This window comes from Streptomyces sp. NPDC027189, from assembly GCF_055566975.1.
In genome coordinates, this window is record NZ_JBVHRI010000038.1 from 1 (window position 1) to 23168 (window position 23168).

Here is a 23168-nt window from a genome sequence, read left to right on the forward strand (position 1 = left end):
GCATCAGCGTGCTGTTCGCGATGCTCCGCGACGGCACCTTCTACGAACCCAGAACCCCACGCCTCGCTTGACGAAAGACATAGAGGCACCCCCCCGGCTCTAATTCCGCTATTTATCAGGCAGGGTTCCTGATAGTTTACGACGGCAGCACGGGGAGGACGTCCGGGAGGGGCAGCGGCACCATGGGTGAAGTGGTCTACGACATGCGCGCGTTGAAGCGGGCACGCTACGCCGTGGCCGCAGTGTTCGCGGTGCACGGCGCGGTGACGGGCTCGTTCGCGACCCGCGTGCCCTGGATCCAGGACCACGCCTCGGTGGGCGCGGGCCAGCTCGGCATCGCGCTCGCGTTCCCGGCGATCGGCGCGTCCGTCGCGATGCCGCTCGCGGGCCGGATCAGCCACACCTTCGGTGCCCGCACGGCGCTGCGCGGCCTGATCTCGCTGTGGACGCTGGCCCTGATCCTGCCGTCGCTCGCACCGAACCTGTACACGCTGTGCCTGGCGCTCTTCGCCTACGGCGCCACGGCGGGCATGGCGGACGTCGCGATGAACGCCCTGGGCGTGGAGGTCGAGAACCGCCTCGACAAGTCGATCATGTCCGGGCTGCACGGCATGTGGAGCGCGGGCGCCCTGATCGGCTCGGCAGCCGGCACCCTCGCCGCGCATCTGGGCTCGGACGCACGCCTGCACCACGCGCTGGCGGCGGCGGTGCTGACCGTCCTCGGCCTGGTCGCCTGCCAGTGGGTGCTGGATATCAAGCCGACCGAGGACGAGGAGCCCCCGCCGCGCTTCACCCTGCCGCCCAGGTCGGCGCTGCTCATCGGTGCGGTCGGGTTCTGCGCGGTGTTCGCGGAGGGCGCGAGCCTGGACTGGTCCGCGGTCTATCTGCGCGACCAGCTGGCCACCTCGGCGGGTCTCGCGGCGGCGTGCACCACGGGCTTCACGCTCACCATGGCCCTCGCGCGGATCGCGGGCGACCGGATCGTGGACCGCTTCGGCGCCGTACGCACCGTACGCGTCGGCGGCCTGTGCGCGGCGCTCGGCGGACTGCTCGTCGTGATGGCCGCAAGCCCGGCCGTGGCCATGGGCGGGTTCGCCCTGCTGGGCCTCGGCATCGCCGTCGTCGTCCCCCTCTGCTTCGCCGCGGCCGGGCGCAGCGGCCCCAACCCCAGCCAGGCCATCGCGGGCGTCGCCACCATCACGTACACCTCGGGCCTGGTCGCGCCGGGCGCGATCGGCACACTGGCGCAGGCGACGAGCCTGGTGGTGTCGTTCGGGCTGGTGACGGTGCTGGCGTGCGGGCTCGTCGCGTTCGCGGGCGTACTGCGCGCGGGGGACCGCAACCGGCCGAAGGTCAGCCCTGCGAGCGCAGCAGTTCCCGACCCAAGGCCCTGAACCGGTCGCTCCACGGCGTCGGACGCAGCGTCCCCGCGTCGAGCCGGACCAACACCCTGGTGCCGTGCGCGTACGTCACCGAGCCGTCGGCCGAGCAGAAGCGGAAGCCGTACGTCAGTCCGGTGTTGCCGAGCCGCTCCAGCCAGAGGTGGACGGCGTACGCGCCCGGCCGGCTGACCGGGGCCTCGTAACTGATTCGGAGCTCCTTGACTGCGTTGCAGAAGTCGCCCGCCGCCTCCCAGTCGCCCTCGAAGCCGAAGCCGCGCTCGTACCACAGCGCCGTCCAGGCACGCTCGACCATCACGGGGTAGCGGGCGTTGTGCAGCAGCCCGAGCGCGTCCAGGTCGTCGAAGTGGACGGTGACGGGTATCAGCCGCCCATAGGCAAGGACGGGGGCGGCGGGTGGTGCTTCGGCGGTCACGGGCGGGGCTCCTGAGGGTGCCGGACGGGACGGTGGGGTCATCCCATCCTAAGCAGCCGCTCAGGAGCCCCTGTCGGTGCGGGGCCGGTCAGCCCGCTATGGAGTCCAGCTGCTCCGCCGCCGGTCGCAGCGCCCACAGGTCACCGCCGGGCGGCGTTTCGAGCTTCGGCACGGCGGCCTTCGCGGCCCTGTCCCCCGCGTCGGCGGCCGCGTGCACGACGTCGCTCGCCGCGAACCGGTGGAACTCCAGCTCCGGGTGGGCCCATGGCTCGGCGCCCGTCGCGGCGGGCAGCAGATAGTCGACCGCCTTGAACAGGCTCTGGCCGTCCGGCCCTTGGTACGACCAGAGGTTCACGCCCACGTGCCGGCCGATGGCGGCGAGGCGGGTGTAGGCGACCAGGTCGAAGGTCGAGTAGTGCCAACTGCGGGTGCGGGCCAGCTCCTGGGGCTGACTGCCGTCGGCGGCGATCTGCGGATCGATGCGCAGGGCGCGCGCGTCGAGGACGGTCCGCCGGGCGAGGTCGTTGTCGCCGGTCGCGTACGCCAGGGCGGCGAGCTGCATGTCGTAGAAGGTGCCGTGGTTGTTCTTGGCGGCGCCCTCCTCCTTGCCGAAGGCGCTGTTCGCCAGCCAGTCGCGGAAGTCGGTGTTCCAGGCGCGCATCGCGGTGCGGTCACTCTTGGACCAGCCCGGGGCGCCCGTCTCCAGGATCGCGATGGCGTCCAGGACGCTCGTGTAGGACTGCGAGAAGTCGATGATGCCGATGGCCCGGCCGTCGTACTTGCAGGGGATGAACTGACCGTGGTTCAGGTTCGGGTTCATCCGGGTGTCCGGGGCGAGGAACCAGGTCCGCAGAACGGTCGCGGCCTTCTCGGCGTACTGCTTCCTGCCCGTGTAATACCAGGCCAGCGAGAGGTCATAGGCCGAGTCGAAGACCTTCTCGACGTCCTGGCGGTCGGTGCCGGTGTCGACCTCGGGATTGCGCTGGCCGTCACGCTGGACGTAGGGGCAACCCCAGGGGTTGGCGTCGGTCCTGGGCTGCGAGGGCCACCAGTAGGGGGCCTGGCTGAGGTAGTCGTGGACGTCGCCGCCGGGTGCGGGTTTCGGCTTGTCGACGACCGTCCAGGGGCCCTGGTCCAGCCAGTTGTCGGCGCGGGCCGTCAAGTCCTTCAACGTGCGCTTGAGTTGGGGATCTCCGTGATCCAGACGGGCCCTCGTCTGCTGCAGGCGCGCGCCGTCGAGCACCGCCGTCCGCGGGGCCTTCGGCGCGGCATGTGCGGCGGCGGAGGGGACGACGGCGGCCGTGAGGGCGACCACGGCCGCCAGGACCACACCCAGTCGGGGTCGTGCACTCATCGAGCACTCCGATCAGAAATATGAACGCAGTTCATGAGTAGGACCGTGCGAGCGTAGGGCGGCTGGTTACCCCTGACAATGGTCCGGACAGATTCACGTACAGAGAAAGCGAAGCCACACCATGGACCTCGGCGTGCGCTGGAAACTGCACGGCGACGGGCGCACGCCCGCTCCCGGAGCGGTCGTCCGCCCCGATGAACGCCTCTCCTGGCCCCGCACGGTCGGGCTCGGCGCCCAGCACGTGGTCGCCATGTTCGGGGCGTCCTTCGTCGCACCCGTCCTCATGGGTCTCGACCCGAACCTCGCGATCATGATGTCCGGCGTCGCGACGGTCATCTTCCTGCTCGCGACACGCGGCCGTGTGCCCAGCTACCTGGGCTGCTCGCTCTCCTTCGTGGGCGTCGCGGCCGTGATCCGGGCGCAGGGCGGCACCGGCGCGACGGTGACCGGCGCGGTGTTCGTGGTCGGCATCGCCCTGTTCCTGGTGGGACTCGCTGTGCGGCGCTTCGGGGCGCGGATCATCCATGCCACCATGCCGCCGATCGTCACCGGCGCGGTCGTCATGCTGATCGGCTTCAACCTGGCACCGGTGACCGCGTCCACGTACTGGCCGCAGGACCAGTGGACGGCGCTGCTGGTGATGTTCTTCACCGGTCTGGCCGTGGTGTGCCTGCGCGGTTTCTGGTCACGGATCGCGATCTTCCTGGGTCTGGTCTTCGGTTACGGGATCTCCTGGGCCTTCGACCTGATCTTCGGCAAGATCCACGCGGTCGACGCGAGCGGCAAGCTCACCGACCACTGGCGGCTCGACCTGTCGGGCGTGAGCAAGGCGGACTGGATCGGGCTGCCCAGCTTCCACGGGCCGTCCTTCCAGTGGTCGGCGATCCTCGTCGCGCTGCCCGTCGTGATCGCGCTGGTCGCCGAGAACGCGGGCCATGTGAAGGCCGTCGGTGAGATGACCGGCGACCGGCTGGACGACAAGCTGGGCACCGCGATCTCCGCGGACGGCGTCGCCTCGATGCTCTCCACGGCGGTTGGCGGCCCGCCCAACACCACCTACTCCGAGAACATCGGCGTGATGGCCGCGACCCGCGTCTACTCCACGGCCGCCTACTGGGCCGCCGCAGGCTTCGCCCTCCTCTTCGGCCTCTGCCCGAAGTTCGGCGCGGTGGTGGCGGCGATCCCGGGCGGCGTCCTCGGCGGCATCACCGTCATCCTGTACGGCATGATCGGCCTGCTCGGCGCCCAGATCTGGCTCAACGCCGGGGTCGACCTGCGCAACCCGCTGAACCTGGTGCCGGCCGCCGCGGGCATCATCATCGGCATCGGCAACGTCACCATGAAGTTTTCCGACAACTTCCAGCTCAGCGGCATCGCGCTGGGCACCCTCGTCGTGATCACCGGCTACCACGCGCTGCGGGCGATGGCTCCGGCCCACCTCAAGACGCAGGAGCCGCTGCTGGACGAGGGCACCTCCTCGTACGACGAGTTCGCGGATCAGCGCGCCAGCTCATAGGCGTACTCCGCCGAGAAGGTCCCCGGCGTCCCCATGCAGCCGTCCGACTCGCCCGGCAGCTTCACCCACAGATAGGCGTCGATCCTGGCCTCCCCGGTGTTCAGGGTCGGCGCCTGTCCGATCTTGCGGCCCGCCGGATCGCACCACTCGCCGTCGGCCGGGGCGCCGTTGCCGTTGCGGCTGGTGTCGATGACGGCGCCCAGGCTCGCCGGGCCGCCGAGAGCGGACAGCACCTGTCGGGCGTACGCGATCTCGTCGCTCGTGCGGTGGAAATTGGACACGTTGGTGAAGACGCCGTCGGAGGAGGCGGGTGATGCAGCACCCGCCTGGTCGAGCAGCGAGGCCTGTTTGGCGGCGGGGTTCCAGTCGGAGTGGCCGGCGTCGTAATAGACCCGGGCCTTCGGGTTCGCGGCCTTGAGGACGCGGCCCGCGCGGGCCAACGAGGCGAAGCGGTCGGCCTGTTCGCCCTCGGTGAGGCAGTCGGACTGGGCGATCGAGTCGGGCTCCAGGACGACGATGACCTCGCCGGAGCCCAGCCCCGCCGCGAAGTTGTCGATCCAGCCGTCGTACGCGGCGAGGTCGGGCGCCCCGCCGTCCGAGGCGCCGCCGCAGTCGCGCTGCGGGATGGCGTACGGCACGACGACCGGGACCCGGCCCTGCGCGGCGGCGGCCGACGTCACCGCCCTGACCCGCGTGGTGATGGTGGACGGCGTGAAGTCCGCGAACCAGACCGCGGCCGGGCGGCCGGCTATCCGGGACTCGATCACGTCGCGCCGGGCGTCGCCGGGATGGGCCTTGACCCAGTCGAGGACCTGGGAGTCGGGGTGGCGGTAGAGCAGGGCGGGAGCGGCCACGGTCTCCTGCTTCTTCTTGCTCGCGGAGGGCTTCGGGCCGGGCCTTGGGGGCGGGGATGTGGACGGGGCCGGGGACGGCGAGGCCGACGTGCGCGACGCCGTCGGTACGGCGGGCAGCGGACGGAGGCTGGGCGAGCGGGTCACCAGCGGTTTGGCGTCGTCGGAAGGGCGCCCGTGGTCGAGCGCGGACACCATCCCGGTCACCGTACCGACCGCGACCACGACCGAGGCCGCCGCGACCATGGCACCGCGCCGGGCGGCCCGCCTGCGCTCGTCCCTGCGCGCGGCCAGGCGCTGGGCACGTAAGCCTGACACGTAGTGCTCCCCCCTCCCGCCACGGACGCGTTCCCCCGTTCTGGGGACGCGTCCGGCCCGGCGGCACTGCGGCCAGCCTAGGACTGGGACGCTGCCCCCATGGCGCAGTTGGCACAGTCGATTACTCCCGTGGACGCGGTCGTCTCCCGTATGCGCATCCTGGACGCGACCCTGCCCGAGCGGGACGGGGTCGCGGTCTTCAACCGTGTCTACCTCGCCGTGACCGAGGAGGTCGACCGGTGCCTGGACGCCGGGGCGTTCCCCGACCCCGAGGCCGCGATCACGCTGGACGTGCGGTTCGCGGAGCGCTACCTGAAGGTGGCCGAGGAGGGGCGCCCGCCCGCCTGCTGGCGACCGCTGCTGCAGTTCAGGCGCCATCCCGGTGTACGTCCACTGCAGTTCGCGCTGGCAGGCATCAACGCGCACATCGGGCACGATCTCGCGCTGGCCGTCGTGGACACCTGTCGTACGCTCGGCTGCGAACCGGTCGATCTGGAGGACGAGTTCGACCGCGTGGGCGATCTCCTCGTCTCGATGGAGGAACGCATCCGCGAAGATCTGATGCCGGGCCCCGACCTGCTCCAGATCGCCGATCCGCTCACCCATCTGCTCGGCTCGTGGAGCCTGGAGCGGGCGCGCGACGCCACCTGGTCGGCGGCGCGGGCCCTGTGGGCGCTGCGCGGCCTGCCCGACCTGGCCGAGGAGTTCGGCGATCGCCTCGACGCGGCGGTGGGCTTCGCCGGCCGGATGCTGCTCACCCCGCTGCCGGACTGATCCGGCCATATCAACGCGCACGGCGCGGAACATGACGTAGTAAGCGATACGTTGCTGATCGATATGCCTGACGCAAAGGAGCACCAGCATGGCCACTCGGCTCGGCCTGAGTCTTCCGCAGACGCACCAGTACGACATCGGACGCGATGTGCCGGACGTGGCCCGCGCGGCCGAGGAGATCGGCTACGAGAGCCTGTGGGTGTTCGAGCGCGCCCTGTTCCCGGAGCCCGCCACTCAGGGGCTGTACGGCATGCCGGGGGTGCCCTGGCCCGCGGCGTACCGCGGCCTTGCCGAACCGCTGGTGACGCTGACCCTGGCCGTGCCGGCCACGCGGCGGGCCCGGATCGGCACGAGTGTCCTGGTCGCCCCGCTGCACGGCCCGTTCCAGCTGGCCAGGACCCTCGCCACGCTGGACGCGGCGAGCGGTGGCCGGGTCGTGGCGGGCTTGGGCACGGGCTGGTCGCTCGACGAGTACGCGGCCGCGGGCGTGGCCCCGTTCGAGGAGCGCGGCCAGGTCCTGGACGAGGTCCTCGACGTCTGCCGCGCGGTGTGGGGTCCCGACCCGGTGCACTACGAGGGCCGCCTGACGAAGATCGCGTCGGCCGTGGTCGCCCCCAAGCCGGCCCGGCCGATCCCTGTCCTGCTGCCCGCGTTCACCAAGAAGTCGCTGTCCCGGCTGGTCGAGCGCGGCAACGGCTGGATGCCGGTGGCCATGGGGGCCGAGCAGCTCGCCACGCAGTGGCAGGGGGTGCGGAACTTCGCGGCCGAGCGGGGACGGACGGAGCCGATCGAGTCGGTGGCGCGGGTGAACCTCCAGTACACGGCCAAGGCGTACGACGGCTCTGACCGCGCCCCCTTCCAGGGCGACATCGACCAGATCGTGACCGACCTCGCGGCCCACGCCGAGGTGGGCCTCGACGAGTTCTTCCTCGACTTCGGCGACACCCCGCGGGACGCCCAGGAGCTCAAGGACCTGGCCGCCGAGGTGTACACGGCGGCGCGGGCCGCCGGAATCTGACGACCGCCCGCGGAACCCGATCCGGCCTCAGTCCTCAGGCAGCTCCACCGGAGCGATCTCGTCGTAGACGTCGCCAGGCCCGGGGTTGGTCGGGTCGGTCGTCCCGCCCAGCTGGTGCATGACGCCCCAGACCGCGTTCAGCGCGGTCTGCACGGCGCCCTCGGCCCAGCCGGCCGTCCACGAGATGTCGTCGCCCGCGAGGAAGATGCCCCGCTTGTTCTCGGGCAGCGCGTCCTGCATGAAGTGGGTGAACAGGCGCCGCTGGTAGCGGTAGTGGCCGGGCAGGTTGGCCTTGAACGCGCCCATGAAGTAGGGCTCGTTCTCCCAGGACACGGTCACCGGGTTGCCGATGATGTGCTTCCTGATGTCGACCTTCGGGTAGATCTCGCCGAGCGACTTCAGCATGACCTCCATCCGCTCGTTCGCGGACAGCGGCAGCCACTTCAGGCTGTCGTCGCACCACGTGTACGAGAGGCAGATGACGGCGGGCTTGTCCGGACCGTCGTCCAGGAGGTAGGTGCCGCGGGTCATCCGGTCGGTGAGCGTCATCGACATCACGTCACGCCCGGTCTCCTCGTCCTTGTCGAGCCAGAACGGCCGGTCGACAGGCACGAAGAGCTTGCTGGACTCCATGTAGTGGGTCCGCTCGATCGCCGTCCAGTGGTCGATCGGGAAGAGCGAGTCGTCGCAGGCGATCTTCGACAGCAGCATCCAGGACTGGGCGGTGAAGATGGCCGCCTTGAACGTACGGATGTCACCGTTCGCGTCCGTGACCGTGATCTGGTTGCCCGCGGTGCGGTGCAGCCGGGTCACGGCCGGGCGCGGGGTGCCGTCGTGCAGCGTGGCCAGCGACGTCCCGTGCGCCCAGTGGACGATCTTCTCGGGCTCGCGTTCCCACAGCCGCAGCGGCAGCTGCTGGGAGCCGCCGACGATGCCGCGGTGGTGGTCGTCGGCCTCGGTGTAGACGACGCGCAGGATCTCCAGGATGGAGTTCGGGAAGTCGGTGTCCCAGCCGCCCGTGCCGAAGCCGACCTGGCCGAAGATCTCGCGGTGGCGGAAGGACTTGAAGGACTCCGACTCGCAGAGGAAGCCGTAGAAGGTCTGGTTGTCGAGCTTCTCGACGAGCTTCGCCCAGATCTCGCGGATGCGCGGCACGTCGCGCTCCCGCATGGCCTGGTTCATGTCGGAGAAGTCGGCGCCCTCTTCGAGGCAGGCGTTCCAGGCGTTCATCACGTCGCGGTAGACCTGCGGCAGGTCGTCGACGGTGGTCGCGTAGTGGGACTCGCCCTTGAGGTCGACGACCGTCGAGGGCGTCGACTCGGCCAGCGGGTTGGGGAACGGCCGGGTCTCCAGGCCCACCAGGTCGATGTAGTGCTGGAGGGCGGTGGAGGACGGCGGGAAGCGCATGGCGCCCATCTCGGCCGTGAGCGAGGGGTCACAGCCGTCGAAGCCGACCGTGCGCAGCCGGCCGCCGATCTCGTCGGCCTCGTACACGACGGGCTTGAGGCCCATCTTCATCAGCTCGTACGCGGCCACGATGCCGGACAGGCCGCCGCCGACGACCGCGACCTCGGTGCCGTGCTCGGTCGCGGGTATCTGGCCGAGGCCCGCGGGGTGCGCGAGGAAGTCGTCGTACGCGTAGGGGAAGTCCGGGCCGAACATGGTGATCGGCGGCTGCTGCACATCGGCGTGCTGGACGGCGTTGGGCACCGTGGACGTCATGGGGTACGGACTCCTTGCGCGAAAGCTGTGTGAGGGGAGAGGGCGGCCGGACTCAGATCAGCGACCCGTAGAGGCCGGGGCGGCGGTCCTTCAGATACGGGTTCGCCTCGCGCGAGGCCGCGAGGAATCCGGGGTCGGCGTCGGCGAAGACCAGTTCCTCACCGCGGCCGGCCCGGGCGCGGGCGACCCCGTCGGGCCCGGCCAGCGTGGAGAGCCCGACGAACTCGAACTCCCCCTCCGGGCCGGTGCGGTTGACGTACGCGACGTACATCTGGTTCTCGAAGGCGCGCACCGGGACGACGGACTCGGCGACGAACTGGAACGGGTGCATCTGCGCAGTCGGCACGAGCAGGAGGTCGGTGCCGGCGAGGGCGTGCGCGCGGACGTTCTCCGGGAACTCGACGTCGTAACAGATCATGAGGCCGACCCGCAGGCCGCCGAGCTCGGCCTGCACGACCGGCTGCTCGCCGGGGGTGAAGTGGTCGCGCTCGAAGCATCCGAAGAGGTGGGTCTTGCGGTAGTTCGCGAGACGGGTGCCGTCGGCGGAGATCAGCTGCGCGGAGTTGAAGACCTGAACGTCGGAGCGCTCGGGGTAGCCGTAGGCGACGGCCACGCCGTGCCGGGTGGCGATCTCGGCGATCGCGTCCGCCGAGTCGCCGTCGGCGGGCTCGGCGAGGCGGGCGATGTCGTCGCCGATCGCGTACCCGGTCAGGAACATCTCCGGCACCACGAGCAGCCCGGCGCCGGCACCGGCGGCGCGGCCCGCGGCCTCGTCGAGCACCTTGAGGTTCTCGACGACCGAGCCGGGGCGGCCGGAGCTCTGGAGCAGGGCTGTACGCATGCGTGTTCCTCAGCGGTACGGAGGTTTGGGGGCCAGATAGACGGTACGGGCGGCGGGCTCGGCCGGACAAGAAGGACCCGTTGCGCGCCACTGAACGAATCGTTGCGTGCCCCGGGGGTCCCGCGGCGATTCATTGCGCACCCTCGGACGTAGCCCGGATCCACCTTGAGGCGCAGGTCACAGACGTGGCCCCCACCGGGCGGCGGAGGGCGATGGCGTCCACGGCACGATGTGCCCGCCGGGCGTCGGCGGAACAGTGGTGGCTGTCCGTTTCACCTGCAGAAAGGACCGTCATGAGCCGCCTCGACCGTCGTACGGAGCTCATCGCGCTCGGCGCCGCCGTGCTCCTCTCCGCCGGGGCGGCCGGATCCGCCGCCGCGTCCGGCACCGGGCATCCGGGGAAGCGGGAGGCCGCCGCGCTCACCGGAACCGCCAAGCTGTACCGGTCTGCGGGCGACGACATCACCTTCTCCTTCGACGCGCACCTCGCGGCCAAGGACAACGACAACCCTCTGAAGGCCACCGGCACCTTCGCGTGGAGCCATTACATCGACGGCAACGGGGCCTGGGCGAAGGCCGAGGTGGACTGCCTGCTCACCGGGGGCAAGGTGGCCGTCGTCTCCGGAGTGATCACCGACTCCGACCTGCCAGGCGCGAAGGGCAGGCGGGTCGGCATCACGGTCCATGACCTCGGCCACCACGACCGGCTGGGCTACAGCTGGGCGTCGGTCGGCGATCCGGTCGAGACCAAGGACCTGCCGAAGTGCGTGGGCTCCGCGCCCTTCGAGAAGGTGAAGCAGGGCACGGGCGACTACGCGGTCGTGCCCTGGCGGCCCGCGTTCTAGTTCCCCCCTGTTTGGGCCCGGTTCTCACGGCTCGGGCCCGGTTCTCACAGCTCGCGCAGCCGCTCCACGATCTCGCGCAGCAGCTCCGGGTCGGCCGCCGGCCCGCCCGGCGCCGTCCGCCGCGGTGCGTCGACGCGCACCAGACCGGCCTCGGCCAGGTCGCCGAGCAGCACGCGTACGACGGTCAGGGGCAGGTCGGCGTCCGCGGCCAGCTCGACGACCGGTCGGGGTCCGCGGCGCACCAGGTCGAGCAGGGCGGCGGGGGCGTGATCGACGCCCGGCCTCCCCTCGTCCGTCTCCACGGCCGTGACCTGCGACATCAGATCGATCGTGTGCCGGTCCGAGGGCCGGGTCCGGCCCCGTGTCACGGTGTAGGGCCGCACCATCGAGCCGGTCTCGTCCTCGTACCAGTGGTCGTCGGTCACGGCCGGATCAGGGGCCCGCGGGGTCGGCGGCCGACCGTACGGCGGCGGCCATGTGGCGGCCGACGCGGCGGACGAGCAGCGCCATCTCGTGGGCGAGCTGTCCGACGTCCGTCTGCACGTCGCTCAGGACGGCCAGCCGACTGCCGTCGCCCGCGGGGGTGATGAAGAGGTAGGCGTCGTCGAGCATCACCATGGTCTGGCGCACCTCCCCCGCGGCGAAGCGCTCGCCGGCCGACCGGGCGAGGCTGTGGAAGCCGGAGCAGACCGCGGCGAGGTGCTCGATGTCCTCTCTGTGCATGCCGTCCGAGCAGCTCAGCGGGAGGCCGTCGGCGGTGAGGAGCACGGCCTGGCGGACGTGGTCGGTTCGGGCCACGAGGTCGTCGAGCAGCCAGCCGAGGTCCGTGCCGGGCGGTTCGGGGGTGATGCCCGGGGGCTCGGAGAGGTCGGCGGCGTGCTCGTGGGTCTGGTCAGGGCGCATCGTCGGCGTCCGTTCCTTCCTCGGTGTCGGTTCGCTGCGCGGGGCCGGGTTCCGTGGGCAGGCCCTTGCGGCCGCGGTCGAGGCCGCGCTGGAAGGCGCCGAAGACCGCGCGGATCTCCTCGGGCGTGACTTCGCGCTCCGGCGTCCCGTCGGTCGCCGGAACCTCGGTGCGCAGCTCGGGGGCGAGGGAGATCTGGCGGACGCGGGTGGGCAGGGCGGGCGACTCCGACGCCGGACCGCTCTCCGGCATACGGCGCGGGCTCAGGTCCAGGACCTGCTCCCGCTCCCGCTCTCGTTCCTGCTCCCGCTCCTGGCCCTGCTCCCGCTCGTGCTGCACCGCGCGCCGTTCTTGGAGGACCGCGGTCCCCCTCCGGGAGGGCAGCGCCCGCAGTTCCGTGTCCGCCACCGCCTCCGGCCGCTCGGGTTCGACCGGCGCGAGGACCGCCTCCGGCAGCAGCACCACCGCCGTCGTACCGCCGTACGGCGACCGGCACAGCGTGACCTCGATACCGTGCCGCGCGGCGAGCCGCCCCACCACGTACAGCCCGAGCCGGTCGTGGCGAGTCGGGTCGAAGTCGTCCGGCGTGGTGAGGGTGCGGTGGGCTTCCTCGATCTGCTCGGGCTCGAGGCCGAGGCCCCGGTCGTCGATCTCCAGGACGAAACCGCCCCCGGCCCGTCCGGTGCGCAGGGTGACCTGGGTGTGGGGCGGCGAGAACACGGTGGCGTTCTCGACGAGTTCGGCGATCAGATGGACGACGTCGGCGACGGCGTCCGCCGCGACACCCACTTCCGGCATCGGCGGGATCACAACGCGCGCGTACTCCTCGATCTCGCTCACCGCGGAGGACACCACGTGGGCGATGGGCACGGGCCGCCGCCATCTGCGGCCGGGCGCCGCGCCGGACAGGATGATCAGGCTCTCCGCGTGCCGCCGCATGCGAGTGGTGAGGTGGTCGATCCGGAACAGATCCTCCAGGACGTCCGGGTCGTTGGTGCGCCGCTCCAGCGTGTCGACGAGTTTGAGCTGGCGGTGCACGAGCGCCTGATTGCGGCGGGCGATGTTGAGGAGCACGGCGAACAGCCCGCGGCGCAGGGTGGCCTGCTTGACGGCGGCTTCGACGGCCGCGAGGCGGGCGGTGTTGAAGGACCGGCCGACCTGTCCGATCTCGTCGGCACCCGCCTCCCCGTCGGCCAGGGGCGGTGCCTCGGCGACGGCGTCCACGTCCTCGCCCGCACTCAACCGCCGCATCACGTCCGGCAGTTGGCGGGAGCTCAGAACGTCGGCAGCGTCCCGCAGCGTCTCCAGACGGCGCGAGATACGACGGGCGCCGCGCACGGCGAACCACAGGGACAGTGCCACGGCGGCGAGTCCGAGTACGCCGACGATCGCGGCCTTGGCCAGCTCCCGGTAGGCGAACTCCCGCCCGCGCTCGGCGGAGTTGACGGCCGACCGGGTGCACAGCTGCATGTAGCGCTTGACGGCCCGGTCGGTGGTGGTGCGCCAGGAGCCGGCCGCCACGGACTCGCCCGCACGCTGCGCGCCCGCACGCAGCAGGGCGTCCTCGCCCCGGGTCAACTGCCGGTGGAGGTCCCCACGCTGGAACTCCTCGAAGAGGGCGCGCGAGTCGGCGGGCAGGTCGGGCACATACGTCCGCTCGAAGACCCGGCGGTCCTCGATCGTCGCGGTCAGCGTGTCGTACTGGCGGTCGGTGAGCGATCCGGCGGCCCGCGCCCCGGCGACGAGCGCGTCCTCGCGCGACACGAACTCCCGTACCCGCACCAGCTCGATGACGACTTGGGCCTCGCGCGCGAGCTGTCCGGCCTGGAGCGCGGTGAGCGCGGACTGGACGTCGAAGCCCGGTTCCACGAGGGCGCTGTACTCGCTGACGGCCTGGTCCCAGGAGATGTCGCGGGACAGCACGCGCTCCCGCAGCCCCTCCAGCCCGTCGACGGAGTCGAGCACGGCGTCGAGCACCTGTCGCTGCCGGTCGGAGAGCCGGCCGCGGTCCCCGTTCCGGATCGCGTCCCGCAGGGCGGTCACGGCGCGATCGGTGCGGCGCTGTTGCTCCATCAGGTCGAGGGCCGCTGCCGTCCCGTGGTTCGCCCCCAGGTACGCGGCCGCGAGCCGCCGTTCGATCTGGATCTGGCCGACCGCCGTGTCGACCGGTGTGCCGAAGTCGTCGTACACCCCCTGGACCCGGACGAGCGCGCGCAGTTCGCCGGTGACGGACACCATGGCGAAGCTCCACAGCGCCATGAGGGCGATCACCGGAGCGAGCGCGAGCGCCACGATGCGCGTACGGACCGTGGTGGGACGGCCGAAGGGCCAGCGCATGGTCTCCCCAGGACGGCGGGACGGTCGGGTGGCCGGGCGACGTGTGGTTACCCATCGGTGTTACCCGCCGGTAGCGACGCGGATCAACCTACGGGATGGCACGCCCGGACCGCAATGGCTTCCTGAACTGGCTCTCTGTTCAATACGCGGGGAGTGCCCGGTCCGCTCAATGCGCGGCGCGTACCCGGTCAGTCGGCCCGGGGCACGGTGAAGGTGGTGACGACCGCGGCGTGGTCCGACGGCCAGTGGTTGCCGGCGACGTCGGGCCAGGGTCGCGGAGTGCCGCTGACGAACGTGCGTGAGTCGCGCACCCGCAGGCCGCGATGCAGGACGAAGTCGATCCGGTCCTGCGGCTCGAGCCGCCCGCTGCCGTCCTCGTGCTCCACGTGGATCGGCGACCAGGTGTGCCCCGGATCCCGTACGGGGTCGGGGTGGGCCTCGCGGTAGGAGTCGCGCAGGCCCGCCTCCTCGGCGGCCTTGGTCACCGGCCACTCGACGTCCGGCCAGTCCAGGTGCGAGGGCACGTTGAAGTCACCGACCAGCACCACGGGGGCGGCGTCGGTGGCGGACTCCGCGATCCGCCGGAGGATCTCCCGCATCTGCTCCAGCCGTACGGCTTCGTGGGCGATGAGCTCGTGCGCCGGGAGCCGGTCGAAGGCGGCCTCGTACGGGCCGTACGGCGTGTAGTCGAGGTGGGCGCTCCAGATGTCGACCTCCTGCCCGCCGTCCAGCCGGATCCGGACGCCGGTCCCCCCGTAGAAACCGACGTCCGGATCGCCGAGGCGGGCGGTGATCGGGTAGCGGCTGATCACGCCGAGGTTCTCGCCCGCCCGGTGGTGGTGCCAGCCGAGCGCCTCGGCGAGTTCCTCCGCCGAGTTCCCGTACGTCTCCTGGAGGCCGACCACGTCCGCGCCCGTCTCCGCGATGGCCTTGAGCTGCTTCTCGCGGTGGTCGTCCACCTTGGTGCCGCCGTACCAGAGGTTCCAGCTCATCACCCGCAGCTCGCGGGGCGCCACCATGGCGCGCAGCCGTGCCGGGGTCACCTGCTCCAGGCTGGCGAGGACGGTGCGTCCGGCCGCGGGGGCGATCGGCGCCAGGGAGGGCACCGCGAGCACGGCGCAGCCCGCCGCCTCGGCGGAGGCGACGCCCGTCTGGGTGTCCTCGACGGCGACGCACGCGGCGGGCTCGACCCCCAGGGCGCGGCAGGCCGCGAGGTACGGGTCGGGGGCGGGCTTGGTGCGCTCGGTGTCGTCGGCGGTGACGGAGACGGCGAAGTGTCCGGCGCCCAGGGCTTCGAGCACGGTGTCGGCGACCGCGCGCGGTGATGCGGTGACGAGGGCGGTGGGGACGCCCTCGCGCACCAGTTCCTGGAGGAGGCGCAGCGCTCCCGGCCGGGGCACGATGCCGGTGCGGACGCGGTCCGCGAACTCCCGGTGCAGCTCGGCGGCGATCTCCTCGGCAGGGGCGTCCGTGATCCCGCCCAGCCAGGCCGCGGTGTACTCGACGGGCCGCCCGAGTACCTCGGCCTGGTCGGCGCCCGTCAGCGGACGCCCGAGCCCGTCGGCCACCTGCTCCACCGCCTCCCACCACAGCCGCTCGGTGTCCACGAGCGTGCCGTCCATGTCGAACAGGACGGCCTGGAGGGTGAGTCGGGGGGTGCGGTGGGTCACGGTGCTCTCTTTCGTCGGTGGGGGGTCTCGGTGGCCGGGCTTCGGTGGGCGAAACCCGGCCCTTCTTCAGTTCGTACGCTCGGCGACCAGCACCGCCCGCTCCGGCAGGCTCACCGCCACGGCGGCGCCCGAGCCGAGCGCCGAGGCCTCGTGCGTGGCCAGGTCGGCCTTGACCTCGGTGCCGTCCGCGAGCCGTACGGTGACCCGGGTGGCCGCCCCGAGGAAGGCGGTGGCCACGACGCGCGCGTCACCGGCGTCGTCCGCGCGCACCCGCACCGCCTCGGGCCGTACGAGCACATCCACCTCCCGTACGGCGGGCGCGTCCCCGTCCACCGGCAGCCGCTGACCGAGCACCTCGACCGTCTCGCCGTCCAGGTGTCCCGGAATCCGGCTCATCGTGCCCACGAACTCGGCGACGAAGGCGGTGGCGGGACGCCCGTACAACTCGGCGGGCGCCGCGCACTGTTCGAGCTTCCCGGCCCGCATGACCGCGACCCGGTCCGCCATGGACAACGCCTCTTCCTGATCGTGCGTCACGAACAGGGTGGTGATGCCGAGTTCCTGCTGGAGACGGCGGATCTCCTCGCGGAGCGTGAGCCGCACCTTGGCGTCCAGCGCGGACAGCGGCTCGTCGAGCAGCAGCACGCGTGGCCGCAGGGCGAGCGCGCGGGCCAGCGCGATGCGCTGCTGCTGGCCGCCGGAAAGCTGGTGCGGAAACCGCTCGCCCTTGTCGGCGAGACCCACGAGGTCGAGCAACTCGGCTGCACGGGACCGCCGTTCGGCCGTTCGCACCTTGCGCATCCGAAGTCCGAAGGCCACGTTGTCGAGGGCGCTCAGATGCGGGAAGAGGCTGTACGACTGGAAGACCATCCCGGCGTCACGGCGGTGCGCCGGGACGCGCGTGACGTCCTCGCCGTCCACCAGCACCTCACCGGAGTCGGGGTGTTCGAACCCGGCGAGCATGCGCAGCGCGGTGGTCTTGCCGCAGCCGGACGGGCCGAGCAGGGCGAGGAGTTCGCCGGGCCGAACGGTGAGGTCCAATCCGTCGAGGGCGACGGTCGGGCCGAACTCCCGGCGCAGACCCCGGAATTCAACGGTGGCGGCCTTGGCGTCGGCGGCCTTCTCAAGCGTGGTGACGGTCATGGTTCATCCCCGGGAAGCGGTACGGGAGCGCCCGCCGAGCCCGGCGAGCGAGAGGAGCAGGGCCCAGGTGACGAGCAGGCTGAGCACGGAGACGGCGACGGACAACTGGGCCTGCGAGCCGCCGACGCTGTAGATCCACACGGCGAACGGCTGGAAGCCGAGCAGCTGGGCGACCGTGAACTCGCCGAGGACCAGCGCCAGCGTGAGGAAGGAGGCGTTGAGCAGCGCCCCGCGCAGATTGGGCAGCACGACCCGGACCAGCGCCTGCGGCCAGCCCGCGCCGCAGCTGCGGGCGGCCTCGACGAGGGTGCGTACGTCGATGGCGCGCAGTCCGGCGTCCAGGGCCCGGTACACGAACGGCAGTGCCATCACGACGTACGCGAGGACGAGCACGAACGGGAAGTCGGGGTTCTGGATCGCCACGAACGTCTGGAACAGCGGGGTGCGCGAGAGGTGCTCGGGCCCCCACTTCAGCACGGTGGCGATACCGGCGACGAACGCGATCGGCGGCACGACCAGCGGCAGGGAGCACACCACCTCGACGACCGGCCGCAGCCGAGGCGCCCCGAGCCGCAGCGCGACCATCGCGGGCACCATCAGGAGCAGCACCATCGCGATGGTGGCGGCGGCCAGTTCCAGTGAGAGCAGCAGGCTGGAGACGAAGCCGTCGGTGGAGACGATCTGGCTGTAAGCGTCGAAGGTGACGCCCTGGCCCGGCACGTCGACCGTGAAGATCACCGACGCGGCGAGCGGGACCAGGAAGTACAGCGCGGCGCAGCCGAGAACGACCCAGCGCCACAGGTTCAGGCGAGCCATCGCGCACTCCGTCGTTGCAGGGGCAGGTACACGGCCATGACCAGGCCCGCCACGAGGACCATGTCGAGGCTGAGAGCGAGCGCCACGTTCTCCTGACCGACCAGCACGTTGCCGGAGATGGCGTCGGCGATCTGCAGGGTGACCAGTGGAACCGCGCTGCCCACCATGGCCGCGGCGGTGGCGTACGCGGCGAACGCGCTGCCGAAGAGCAGCACCAGGCCACCGAGCAGCGAGGGCGCGAGGACGGGCAGCGCCACGTGCCGCCAGTACTGGACGGAGGTGGCGCCGTTGTTCTGCGCGGCCTCGCGCCACTGGGAGCGCAGTCCCTCCAGGGCGGGCGTGATGGTGAGGACCATCAGCGGGATCAGGAAGTACAGGTAGACGATGACCAGACCCCAGAAGCTGTAGAGGTTCCAGCCCTTGTCGGTCAGGCCCAAGTGCCGGGTCAGCACACCGGAGTTGCCGAGGGTGGCGACGAAGGCGAAGGCCAGCGGAACCCCGCCGAAGTTGGCGAGGACGCCGGACGCGGTGAGCACGGCCTCGCGCAGCGCACGGAAGCGGGAGGTCACCACGGCCTGGGCGAGCGGCAGTCCGAGGACGGTCGCGATGCCCGCGGAGACGGCGGACAGCTTGACGCTGCCGATCAGCGCGGTGAGATACGCGCCCTTCAGCGAGCCGGTCAGATTGACCGTGGTGTACGACGTGGCGCCGGTGGCCTGGTCCTTGACCGTGAAGGCGCCGTTCAGCATGGCCAGGGCGGGAATCCCGAAGGCGACGGCCACGACGACGAGCAGCGGGACGACGGCGAGCCAGCCGGGCGCGCGGCGCCGCCGCTGCTGGTCAGCAGCGGCGGGCGCCACGTCGGCCGGAGCCTCGGTGAGGACGGTGGTCATCCGGAGACGGCCTTGCCCCAGCCCTGGGCGAGAACGCCCTTGGCCTTGCTCTGCTGGGCCTCGGTCGGGAAGCTCGGCGTGCCCGAGACCTGGGGGAGCTTGGCGGCGGCGGTCTTGTCGAGCGTGCCGGCCTTCTCCATCGCGGTCATCAGGGCCGGACGGGCGTAGCCCTTGAGCCAGAGGTTCTGGCCCTCGGCGCTGTACAGGTACTCCTGCCACAGGCGGGCAGTCGCCGGGTGCGGGGCGTCCTTGTTGATGGCCTGCGAGTAGTACTGGGAGAACTGGCCGTCCGTCGGGACGGTGACCTTCCAGTCGACGCCCTTGGACTTGAACTCGTCGGCGTAACCGGCGTTCAGGTAGTCCCAGTCGATGCTGATGGGCGTCTCGCCCTTCTCGACCGTGGCCGGCGTCGACTCGACCGGCGTGTAGTTGCCGTTCTTCTTCAGCTTGGCGAAGAAGTCCAGGCCGGGCTGGATGTCGTCGAAGGAGCCGCCGTTGGCGAGGGAGGCCGCATACACGCCGCCGAAGGCCGAACCGGACTTGGTCGGGTTGCCGTTGAGGGCGACCTGGCCCTTGTACTGCGGCTTCAGCAGGTCCTTGAAGGTCGTCGGGCACTCCTTGACCTTCTTGGCGTCGCAGCCGATGGAGATGTAGCCGCCGTAGTCGTTGTACCACTGCCCCTTCGGGTCCTTCTGGCCCTCGGGGATGTCGCCGAAGGAGGCGACCTCGTAGGGCGCGAGCAGCCCCTGCTGGGCGGCGCTCAGAGCGAAGGAGCTGCCGAGGTCGAGGACGTCGGGCGCGCGGTCCTGGCCCTTGCGCGACGTGACGGCGTTGATCTCGTCCTGGCTGGAGCCGTCCGGGTTCTCGACCTCGACCTTGATGCCGTACTTCTTCTTGAAGCCGTCGATCAGGGCGCCGTAGTTGGCCCAGTCGCGGGGCAGCGCGATCGCGTGCAGCGTGCCCTCTTTCTTGGCGGCCTTGACCAGGGCGTCGAGGCCACCGAAGTCCGCGGCCGAGGTCGCGGTGGCCGCGCTCTTGCCGTTGGCGGTGGTCGCCTTGTCGTCGGGAGCGGCGCCACAGGCGCTCAGGGCGAGTGCGGCGGCGACGGCGAGGCCGCCGGTGAGGACGGCGGTCCTCGGCAGGAACACGGTCACGGTCTCTCCAGGAGTACGCACGAGGGTGGGGTGGAACGGAGAACTTGTCTGAACAAGTTGGCCCCAGTAGGCCCGGCGATGGTGTCCTGTTCGTAAACTTTGATGAAACCGTGACCCGCGATTCCCTGCACAATCCCAGCCCGCGTCGATCACCGTCGCATCTCGATTAGGCTGGTCACGCTGTGCACAGCAGTCGAATCAGAGGGGAAGCATGGCGGCGCGACACGAGGAGATCGCCGACGAACTGCGGCGGGCGATCGACCGCGAGGAGTACACGGTGGGCAGTCTGCTGCCTGCGGAGACGGACCTCGCGGCCCACTACGCCGTCTCGCGCGGCACGGTCCGCCAGGCCGTGGCGGCCCTGACCGCCGAGGGGCTCATCGGCTCCCGCCAGGGCGCCCGCCGCGTGGTCCTGGCCAGCCGCCGCAGCCAGAGCTTCGCCGAACTGCGCAGCTTTGCCCAGTGGGCGCGCGCGATGGGGCGCGAGGCGACGGGCCATGTGGTGTCCCAGGAATACCAGCCGGCGACCGCGGAGGACGCCGTACGTCTCCAACTCCCCGAGGGGACACCTGTGTTGCACGTCCTGCGCGTCCGCGGCCTGGACGGCGAACCGGTCCTGCTGGAGCGGACCGTGTACGCGGACTGGATCTCGCCCGCCGTCGAGGCCATCGAGCCGGAGTGCCCTTCGGTCACCCAGCGGCTCTTCGAGGACACCGGGCTGGTCTTCGCCTACGGCGAGCACGTCATCGACGCGGTGGCGGCCGGCGCCCAGGACGCCGATCTCCTGGGCATCCGCCGCACCAGCCCGCTGCTGCGCGTCCGCCGCGTCACCACCACACGCGAAGGGCGCCCGGTGGAGTGGTCAGACGACCGCTACCGCTCGGACGCCGTGAGCTTCAGCGTGCACAACTCGATCGGGAACAACGCGCTGGCCCGCAAGACAGCGGAGTGAGCAGCTGCGCCCCGATGGGGGCGCGGGGCCGTGACATGTGCGGCTCCGCCGCGTGGGCGCGACCAGCCACACACGGTCCGCAGCCGCGAACCGGCCCCTCAGGGGCACTTACGTAGGCGACCCGGAAGAAAACCGTCGCAGCAAGGGCGAGAGCACCAGCACGGACTTCGTACGCTCCACAAAGGGCTCGCCCGCGATCCGCTCAAGGACCCGCTCGAAGTGCCGCATGTCGGAGGCGAAGACCTGCACGACCGCGTCCGCCTCCCCGGTGACGGTGGAGGCGGCCACCACCTCCTGATACCGCTCAAGGCCACGCTGAATCGTCTCCGGCGAGGTGTTCCGGCGGCAGTAGATCTCGACGAACCCCTCGGTCTCCCACCCGAGCGCCGCCGGGTCCACCCGCACGGTGAATCCGGTGATGGCCCCGGTGGCCCGCAGCCGGTCCACGCGCCGCTTTACGGCAGGCGCGGACAGACCGACCAGTTGGCCGATGTCGGCATAGGAGCGACGGGCGTCCTCGGCGAGGGCGTGCACGATGCGTTCGTCGAGATCGTTCAGCACTGCGGGTGGTTCACTTTTCTGCGAGTGGTTCTGCGGTTGCGGCTTCCGCGGTGGCGATACGGGACCGGCGGTAGCCGTAACTGAAGTAGAACACGAGCCCGACGGCCATCCAGACCCCGAAGACCACCCAGGTGACGGTCGACAGGCTGCCCATCATCCACACGCACAGGGCGAAGCCGATCGCGGGCAGCACGGGCGACAGCGGAACCCGGAAGGTGCGCCGCATGTCCGGGCGTGTCCGGCGCAGCACCACGACGGCGATGTTGACCAGCGCGAAGGCGAAGAGCGTACCGATGCTGGTGGCGTCGGCGAGCTGGCCGAGCGGAATCGCGGCGGCGAGGACACCGCAGAACAGCGAGACGATCACGGTGTTGGCGCGGGGCGTACCCGTCTTCGGGTTGACTCGCGCGAAGACCTTGGGCACCAGCCCGTCACGGGACATGGCGAAGAGGATGCGGGTCTGGCCGTACAGCACGGTCAGGACGACGCTGGCGATGGCGATGACGGCGCAGGCGGCCAACAGCGTGCCCCAGAAGGTCTGTCCGGTGACGTCCTTCATGATCTGGGCGAGCGCGGCCTCCGAGTCGTTGAATCGCTGCCAGGGCTTGGCGCCGACGGCGACGGCCGCGACGAGGACGTACAGGGCCGTCACGATGACCAGCGAGAGCATGATCGCGCGCGGCAGGTCACGCTGCGCGTTCTTCGCCTCCTCACCGGCCGTGGAGGCGGCGTCGAAGCCGATGTACGAGAAGAAGAGCGTGGCACCGGCGGCGCTGACGCCCGCCATGCCGAGCGGCATGAAGTGCTCGTAGTTGCCGGACCGGAAGCCCTGGATGCCGATCGCGCAGAAGAGCACCAGCGCGGCGATCTTCACGCACACCATGATCGTGTTGGCGCGCGCCGACTCCTTCGCCCCGCCGAGCAGGAACGCCATGGCGAGCAGCACCACGATCAGCGCCGGCAGGTTGAAGATGCCGCCGTCGCCGGGCGGCGCGGACAGGGCGTCCGGGATGGTGACGCCGATCGTGCCGTCGAGCAGCTCGTTCAGGTACTCGCCCCAGCCGACCGCGACCGCGGCCACCGACACGCCGTATTCCAGGACCAGACACCAGCCGCAGATCCAGGCGATCAGCTCGCCCATCGTTGCGTACGCATACGAGTAAGAGGACCCCGAGACCGGGATGGTGCCCGCCAGCTCGGCGTACGAGAGGGCGGAGAAGAGCGCCGTGAGACCGGCGATCACGAAGGACAGGGTGACCGCGGGCCCGGCCTTGGGGACGGCCTCGCCGAGGACGACGAAGATGCCGGTGCCGAGCGTGGCACCGATGCTGATCATGGTCAGCTGCCACAGCCCGAGAGAGCGCCGCAGGGTGCCGCCCTCTCCCTGGCCACCCTCGGCGACCAGGCGTTCCACAGGCTTGCGGCGCATGAGGCGCGCGCCGACCCCCGGGGACGGTGGGGCGGATGTGGTGCGGGACTGCGGGGGTGCGCCTTGGTCGAGCACGCGCTGGCTCCTTCATCGCTGCCGGTCGGGACGGCGGGGACCGGCGGCACCCCTGCGAGCAGGAACCCACCGAGCGGGGTCCCCGCCACGCCTATGTACAGCGCTTGACCCTATGAGTCCGGGCTTCACTGGCGTAATGCAGCAACCTTGCGCATCTCCGCACGATCGTTGCGTTCATCGCAT

The 23168-nt window shown here is 71.1% G+C and carries 21 protein-coding genes; 6 read left to right on the forward strand and 15 right to left on the reverse strand.

Going from position 1 to position 23168, the window contains the following annotated elements:
- Nucleotides 1-182 precede the first annotated feature (182 nt).
- Nucleotides 183-1394: an MFS transporter gene (locus tag ACZ4RZ_RS45400; protein ID WP_467753433.1), complete on the forward strand. Its 1212-nt coding sequence runs from the start codon at nt 183-185 to the stop codon at nt 1392-1394.
- On the opposite strand, the gene ACZ4RZ_RS45405 is transcribed toward ACZ4RZ_RS45400, so the two are convergent.
- Nucleotides 1354-1815 (reverse strand): acyl-CoA thioesterase, encoded by a 462-nt coding sequence (locus tag ACZ4RZ_RS45405; RefSeq protein WP_467753434.1) that lies wholly within the window; start codon nt 1813-1815, stop codon nt 1354-1356. The genes ACZ4RZ_RS45400 and ACZ4RZ_RS45405 overlap by 41 nt on opposite strands.
- A gap of 88 nt (nt 1816-1903) precedes the next feature.
- On the reverse strand, nt 1904-3169 hold the full coding sequence (locus ACZ4RZ_RS45410) for an alginate lyase family protein (protein WP_467753435.1): 1266 nt from the start codon (nt 3167-3169) through the stop codon (nt 1904-1906).
- A 121-nt stretch (nt 3170-3290) separates the two neighbouring features.
- Here ACZ4RZ_RS45410 and ACZ4RZ_RS45415 point away from each other — a divergent pair, with 121 nt between their 5' ends.
- Nucleotides 3291-4685 carry a uracil-xanthine permease family protein gene (locus tag ACZ4RZ_RS45415; protein WP_467753436.1) on the forward strand — a complete coding sequence of 465 codons (1395 nt, stop codon included), beginning with the start codon at nt 3291-3293 and terminating at the stop codon, nt 4683-4685.
- On the opposite strand, the gene ACZ4RZ_RS45420 is transcribed toward ACZ4RZ_RS45415, so the two are convergent.
- Complete coding sequence (locus tag ACZ4RZ_RS45420) at nt 4667-5782, reverse strand: glycoside hydrolase family 6 protein (protein WP_467753484.1); 1116 nt, start codon at nt 5780-5782, stop codon at nt 4667-4669. The genes ACZ4RZ_RS45415 and ACZ4RZ_RS45420 overlap by 19 nt on opposite strands.
- A 171-nt stretch (nt 5783-5953) precedes the next feature.
- On the opposite strand from ACZ4RZ_RS45420, the gene ACZ4RZ_RS45425 reads away from it, so the two are divergent.
- A complete protein-coding gene (locus ACZ4RZ_RS45425) occupies nt 5954-6628 on the forward strand; it encodes a DUF5995 family protein (RefSeq protein WP_467753437.1) in 675 nt (224 codons plus the stop codon).
- 88 nt (nt 6629-6716) lie between these two features.
- Nucleotides 6717-7646: an LLM class F420-dependent oxidoreductase gene (locus ACZ4RZ_RS45430; protein ID WP_467753438.1), complete on the forward strand. Its 930-nt coding sequence runs from the start codon at nt 6717-6719 to the stop codon at nt 7644-7646.
- Nucleotides 7647-7673: 27 nt separating this feature from the next.
- Here the strand turns inward: ACZ4RZ_RS45430 and ACZ4RZ_RS45435 are convergent, their stop codons facing one another.
- Together ACZ4RZ_RS45435 and ACZ4RZ_RS45440 are read right to left on the reverse strand one after the other, a co-directional pair.
- Complete coding sequence (locus ACZ4RZ_RS45435; protein WP_467753439.1) at nt 7674-9368, reverse strand: flavin monoamine oxidase family protein; 1695 nt, start codon at nt 9366-9368, stop codon at nt 7674-7676.
- 52 nt (nt 9369-9420) lie between these two features.
- On the reverse strand, nt 9421-10209 hold the full coding sequence (locus tag ACZ4RZ_RS45440; RefSeq protein ID WP_467753440.1) for a carbon-nitrogen hydrolase family protein: 789 nt from the start codon (nt 10207-10209) through the stop codon (nt 9421-9423).
- A 293-nt stretch (nt 10210-10502) separates the two neighbouring features.
- Here ACZ4RZ_RS45440 and ACZ4RZ_RS45445 point away from each other — a divergent pair, with 293 nt between their 5' ends.
- A complete protein-coding gene (locus ACZ4RZ_RS45445; RefSeq protein ID WP_467753441.1) occupies nt 10503-11054 on the forward strand; it encodes a Repetin in 552 nt (183 codons plus the stop codon).
- A gap of 44 nt (nt 11055-11098) precedes the next feature.
- Here the strand turns inward: ACZ4RZ_RS45445 and ACZ4RZ_RS45450 are convergent, their stop codons facing one another.
- The 8 genes from ACZ4RZ_RS45450 to ACZ4RZ_RS45485 form a co-directional block, all read right to left on the reverse strand.
- The gene (locus ACZ4RZ_RS45450; protein WP_467753442.1) at nt 11099-11479 is read right to left on the reverse strand and encodes a DUF742 domain-containing protein; all 381 of its coding nucleotides are present in this window, start codon (nt 11477-11479) and stop codon (nt 11099-11101) included.
- A 7-nt stretch (nt 11480-11486) separates the two neighbouring features.
- Complete coding sequence (locus ACZ4RZ_RS45455; RefSeq protein WP_467753443.1) at nt 11487-11957, reverse strand: roadblock/LC7 domain-containing protein; 471 nt, start codon at nt 11955-11957, stop codon at nt 11487-11489.
- On the reverse strand, nt 11947-14292 hold the full coding sequence (locus tag ACZ4RZ_RS45460; RefSeq protein ID WP_467753444.1) for a sensor histidine kinase: 2346 nt from the start codon (nt 14290-14292) through the stop codon (nt 11947-11949). The genes ACZ4RZ_RS45455 and ACZ4RZ_RS45460 overlap by 11 nt, the downstream gene beginning before the upstream one ends.
- Nucleotides 14293-14480: 188 nt before the next feature.
- The gene (locus tag ACZ4RZ_RS45465; RefSeq protein ID WP_467753445.1) at nt 14481-15962 is read right to left on the reverse strand and encodes an HAD-IA family hydrolase; all 1482 of its coding nucleotides are present in this window, start codon (nt 15960-15962) and stop codon (nt 14481-14483) included.
- A 66-nt stretch (nt 15963-16028) separates the two neighbouring features.
- Entirely contained in the window at nt 16029-17105 is a 1077-nt protein-coding gene (locus ACZ4RZ_RS45470; RefSeq protein ID WP_467753446.1) for an ABC transporter ATP-binding protein, read from the reverse strand.
- Between the two features lie 3 nt (nt 17106-17108).
- Nucleotides 17109-17921 carry an ABC transporter permease gene (locus ACZ4RZ_RS45475; RefSeq protein WP_467753447.1) on the reverse strand — a complete coding sequence of 271 codons (813 nt, stop codon included), beginning with the start codon at nt 17919-17921 and terminating at the stop codon, nt 17109-17111.
- Nucleotides 17909-18814, reverse strand: a complete 906-nt coding sequence (locus ACZ4RZ_RS45480) for an ABC transporter permease (protein WP_467753448.1) — start codon at nt 18812-18814, stop codon at nt 17909-17911. The genes ACZ4RZ_RS45475 and ACZ4RZ_RS45480 overlap by 13 nt, the downstream gene beginning before the upstream one ends.
- Complete coding sequence (locus ACZ4RZ_RS45485; RefSeq protein ID WP_467753449.1) at nt 18811-19968, reverse strand: ABC transporter substrate-binding protein; 1158 nt, start codon at nt 19966-19968, stop codon at nt 18811-18813. Before ACZ4RZ_RS45485 ends, ACZ4RZ_RS45480 begins: the two co-directional genes overlap by 4 nt.
- Nucleotides 19969-20179: 211 nt before the next feature.
- Here ACZ4RZ_RS45485 and ACZ4RZ_RS45490 point away from each other — a divergent pair, with 211 nt between their 5' ends.
- The gene (locus ACZ4RZ_RS45490; protein WP_467753450.1) at nt 20180-20920 is read left to right on the forward strand and encodes a GntR family transcriptional regulator; all 741 of its coding nucleotides are present in this window, start codon (nt 20180-20182) and stop codon (nt 20918-20920) included.
- Nucleotides 20921-21028: 108 nt separating this feature from the next.
- Here the strand turns inward: ACZ4RZ_RS45490 and ACZ4RZ_RS45495 are convergent, their stop codons facing one another.
- Both ACZ4RZ_RS45495 and ACZ4RZ_RS45500 read right to left on the reverse strand, forming a co-directional pair.
- Nucleotides 21029-21481: an Lrp/AsnC family transcriptional regulator gene (locus ACZ4RZ_RS45495; RefSeq protein ID WP_015661832.1), complete on the reverse strand. Its 453-nt coding sequence runs from the start codon at nt 21479-21481 to the stop codon at nt 21029-21031.
- Nucleotides 21482-21491: 10 nt separating this feature from the next.
- Nucleotides 21492-22985: an amino acid permease gene (locus ACZ4RZ_RS45500; RefSeq protein WP_467753451.1), complete on the reverse strand. Its 1494-nt coding sequence runs from the start codon at nt 22983-22985 to the stop codon at nt 21492-21494.
- Between the last annotated feature and the right edge of the window lie 183 nt (nt 22986-23168).

What these genes read in the sequence shown, in the direction of transcription:
- ACZ4RZ_RS45400 (WP_467753433.1), top strand. Translation starts at nt 183, where the DNA reads ATGGGTGAAGTGGTCTACGACATGCGCGCGTTGAAGCGGGCACGCTAC.
- ACZ4RZ_RS45410 (WP_467753435.1), bottom strand. Translation starts at nt 3,169, where the DNA reads ATGAGTGCACGACCCCGACTGGGTGTGGTCCTGGCGGCCGTGGTCGCC.
- ACZ4RZ_RS45415 (WP_467753436.1), top strand. Translation starts at nt 3,291, where the DNA reads ATGGACCTCGGCGTGCGCTGGAAACTGCACGGCGACGGGCGCACGCCC.
- ACZ4RZ_RS45420 (WP_467753484.1), bottom strand. Translation starts at nt 5,782, where the DNA reads ATGGTCGCGGCGGCCTCGGTCGTGGTCGCGGTCGGTACGGTGACCGGG.
- ACZ4RZ_RS45425 (WP_467753437.1), top strand. Translation starts at nt 5,954, where the DNA reads ATGGCGCAGTTGGCACAGTCGATTACTCCCGTGGACGCGGTCGTCTCC.
- ACZ4RZ_RS45430 (WP_467753438.1), top strand. Translation starts at nt 6,717, where the DNA reads ATGGCCACTCGGCTCGGCCTGAGTCTTCCGCAGACGCACCAGTACGAC.
- ACZ4RZ_RS45435 (WP_467753439.1), bottom strand. Translation starts at nt 9,368, where the DNA reads ATGACGTCCACGGTGCCCAACGCCGTCCAGCACGCCGATGTGCAGCAG.
- ACZ4RZ_RS45440 (WP_467753440.1), bottom strand. Translation starts at nt 10,209, where the DNA reads ATGCGTACAGCCCTGCTCCAGAGCTCCGGCCGCCCCGGCTCGGTCGTC.
- ACZ4RZ_RS45445 (WP_467753441.1), top strand. Translation starts at nt 10,503, where the DNA reads ATGAGCCGCCTCGACCGTCGTACGGAGCTCATCGCGCTCGGCGCCGCC.
- ACZ4RZ_RS45455 (WP_467753443.1), bottom strand. Translation starts at nt 11,957, where the DNA reads ATGCGCCCTGACCAGACCCACGAGCACGCCGCCGACCTCTCCGAGCCC.
- ACZ4RZ_RS45460 (WP_467753444.1), bottom strand. Translation starts at nt 14,292, where the DNA reads ATGCGCTGGCCCTTCGGCCGTCCCACCACGGTCCGTACGCGCATCGTG.
- ACZ4RZ_RS45470 (WP_467753446.1), bottom strand. Translation starts at nt 17,105, where the DNA reads ATGACCGTCACCACGCTTGAGAAGGCCGCCGACGCCAAGGCCGCCACC.
- ACZ4RZ_RS45475 (WP_467753447.1), bottom strand. Translation starts at nt 17,921, where the DNA reads ATGGCTCGCCTGAACCTGTGGCGCTGGGTCGTTCTCGGCTGCGCCGCG.
- ACZ4RZ_RS45480 (WP_467753448.1), bottom strand. Translation starts at nt 18,814, where the DNA reads ATGACCACCGTCCTCACCGAGGCTCCGGCCGACGTGGCGCCCGCCGCT.
- ACZ4RZ_RS45490 (WP_467753450.1), top strand. Translation starts at nt 20,180, where the DNA reads ATGGCGGCGCGACACGAGGAGATCGCCGACGAACTGCGGCGGGCGATC.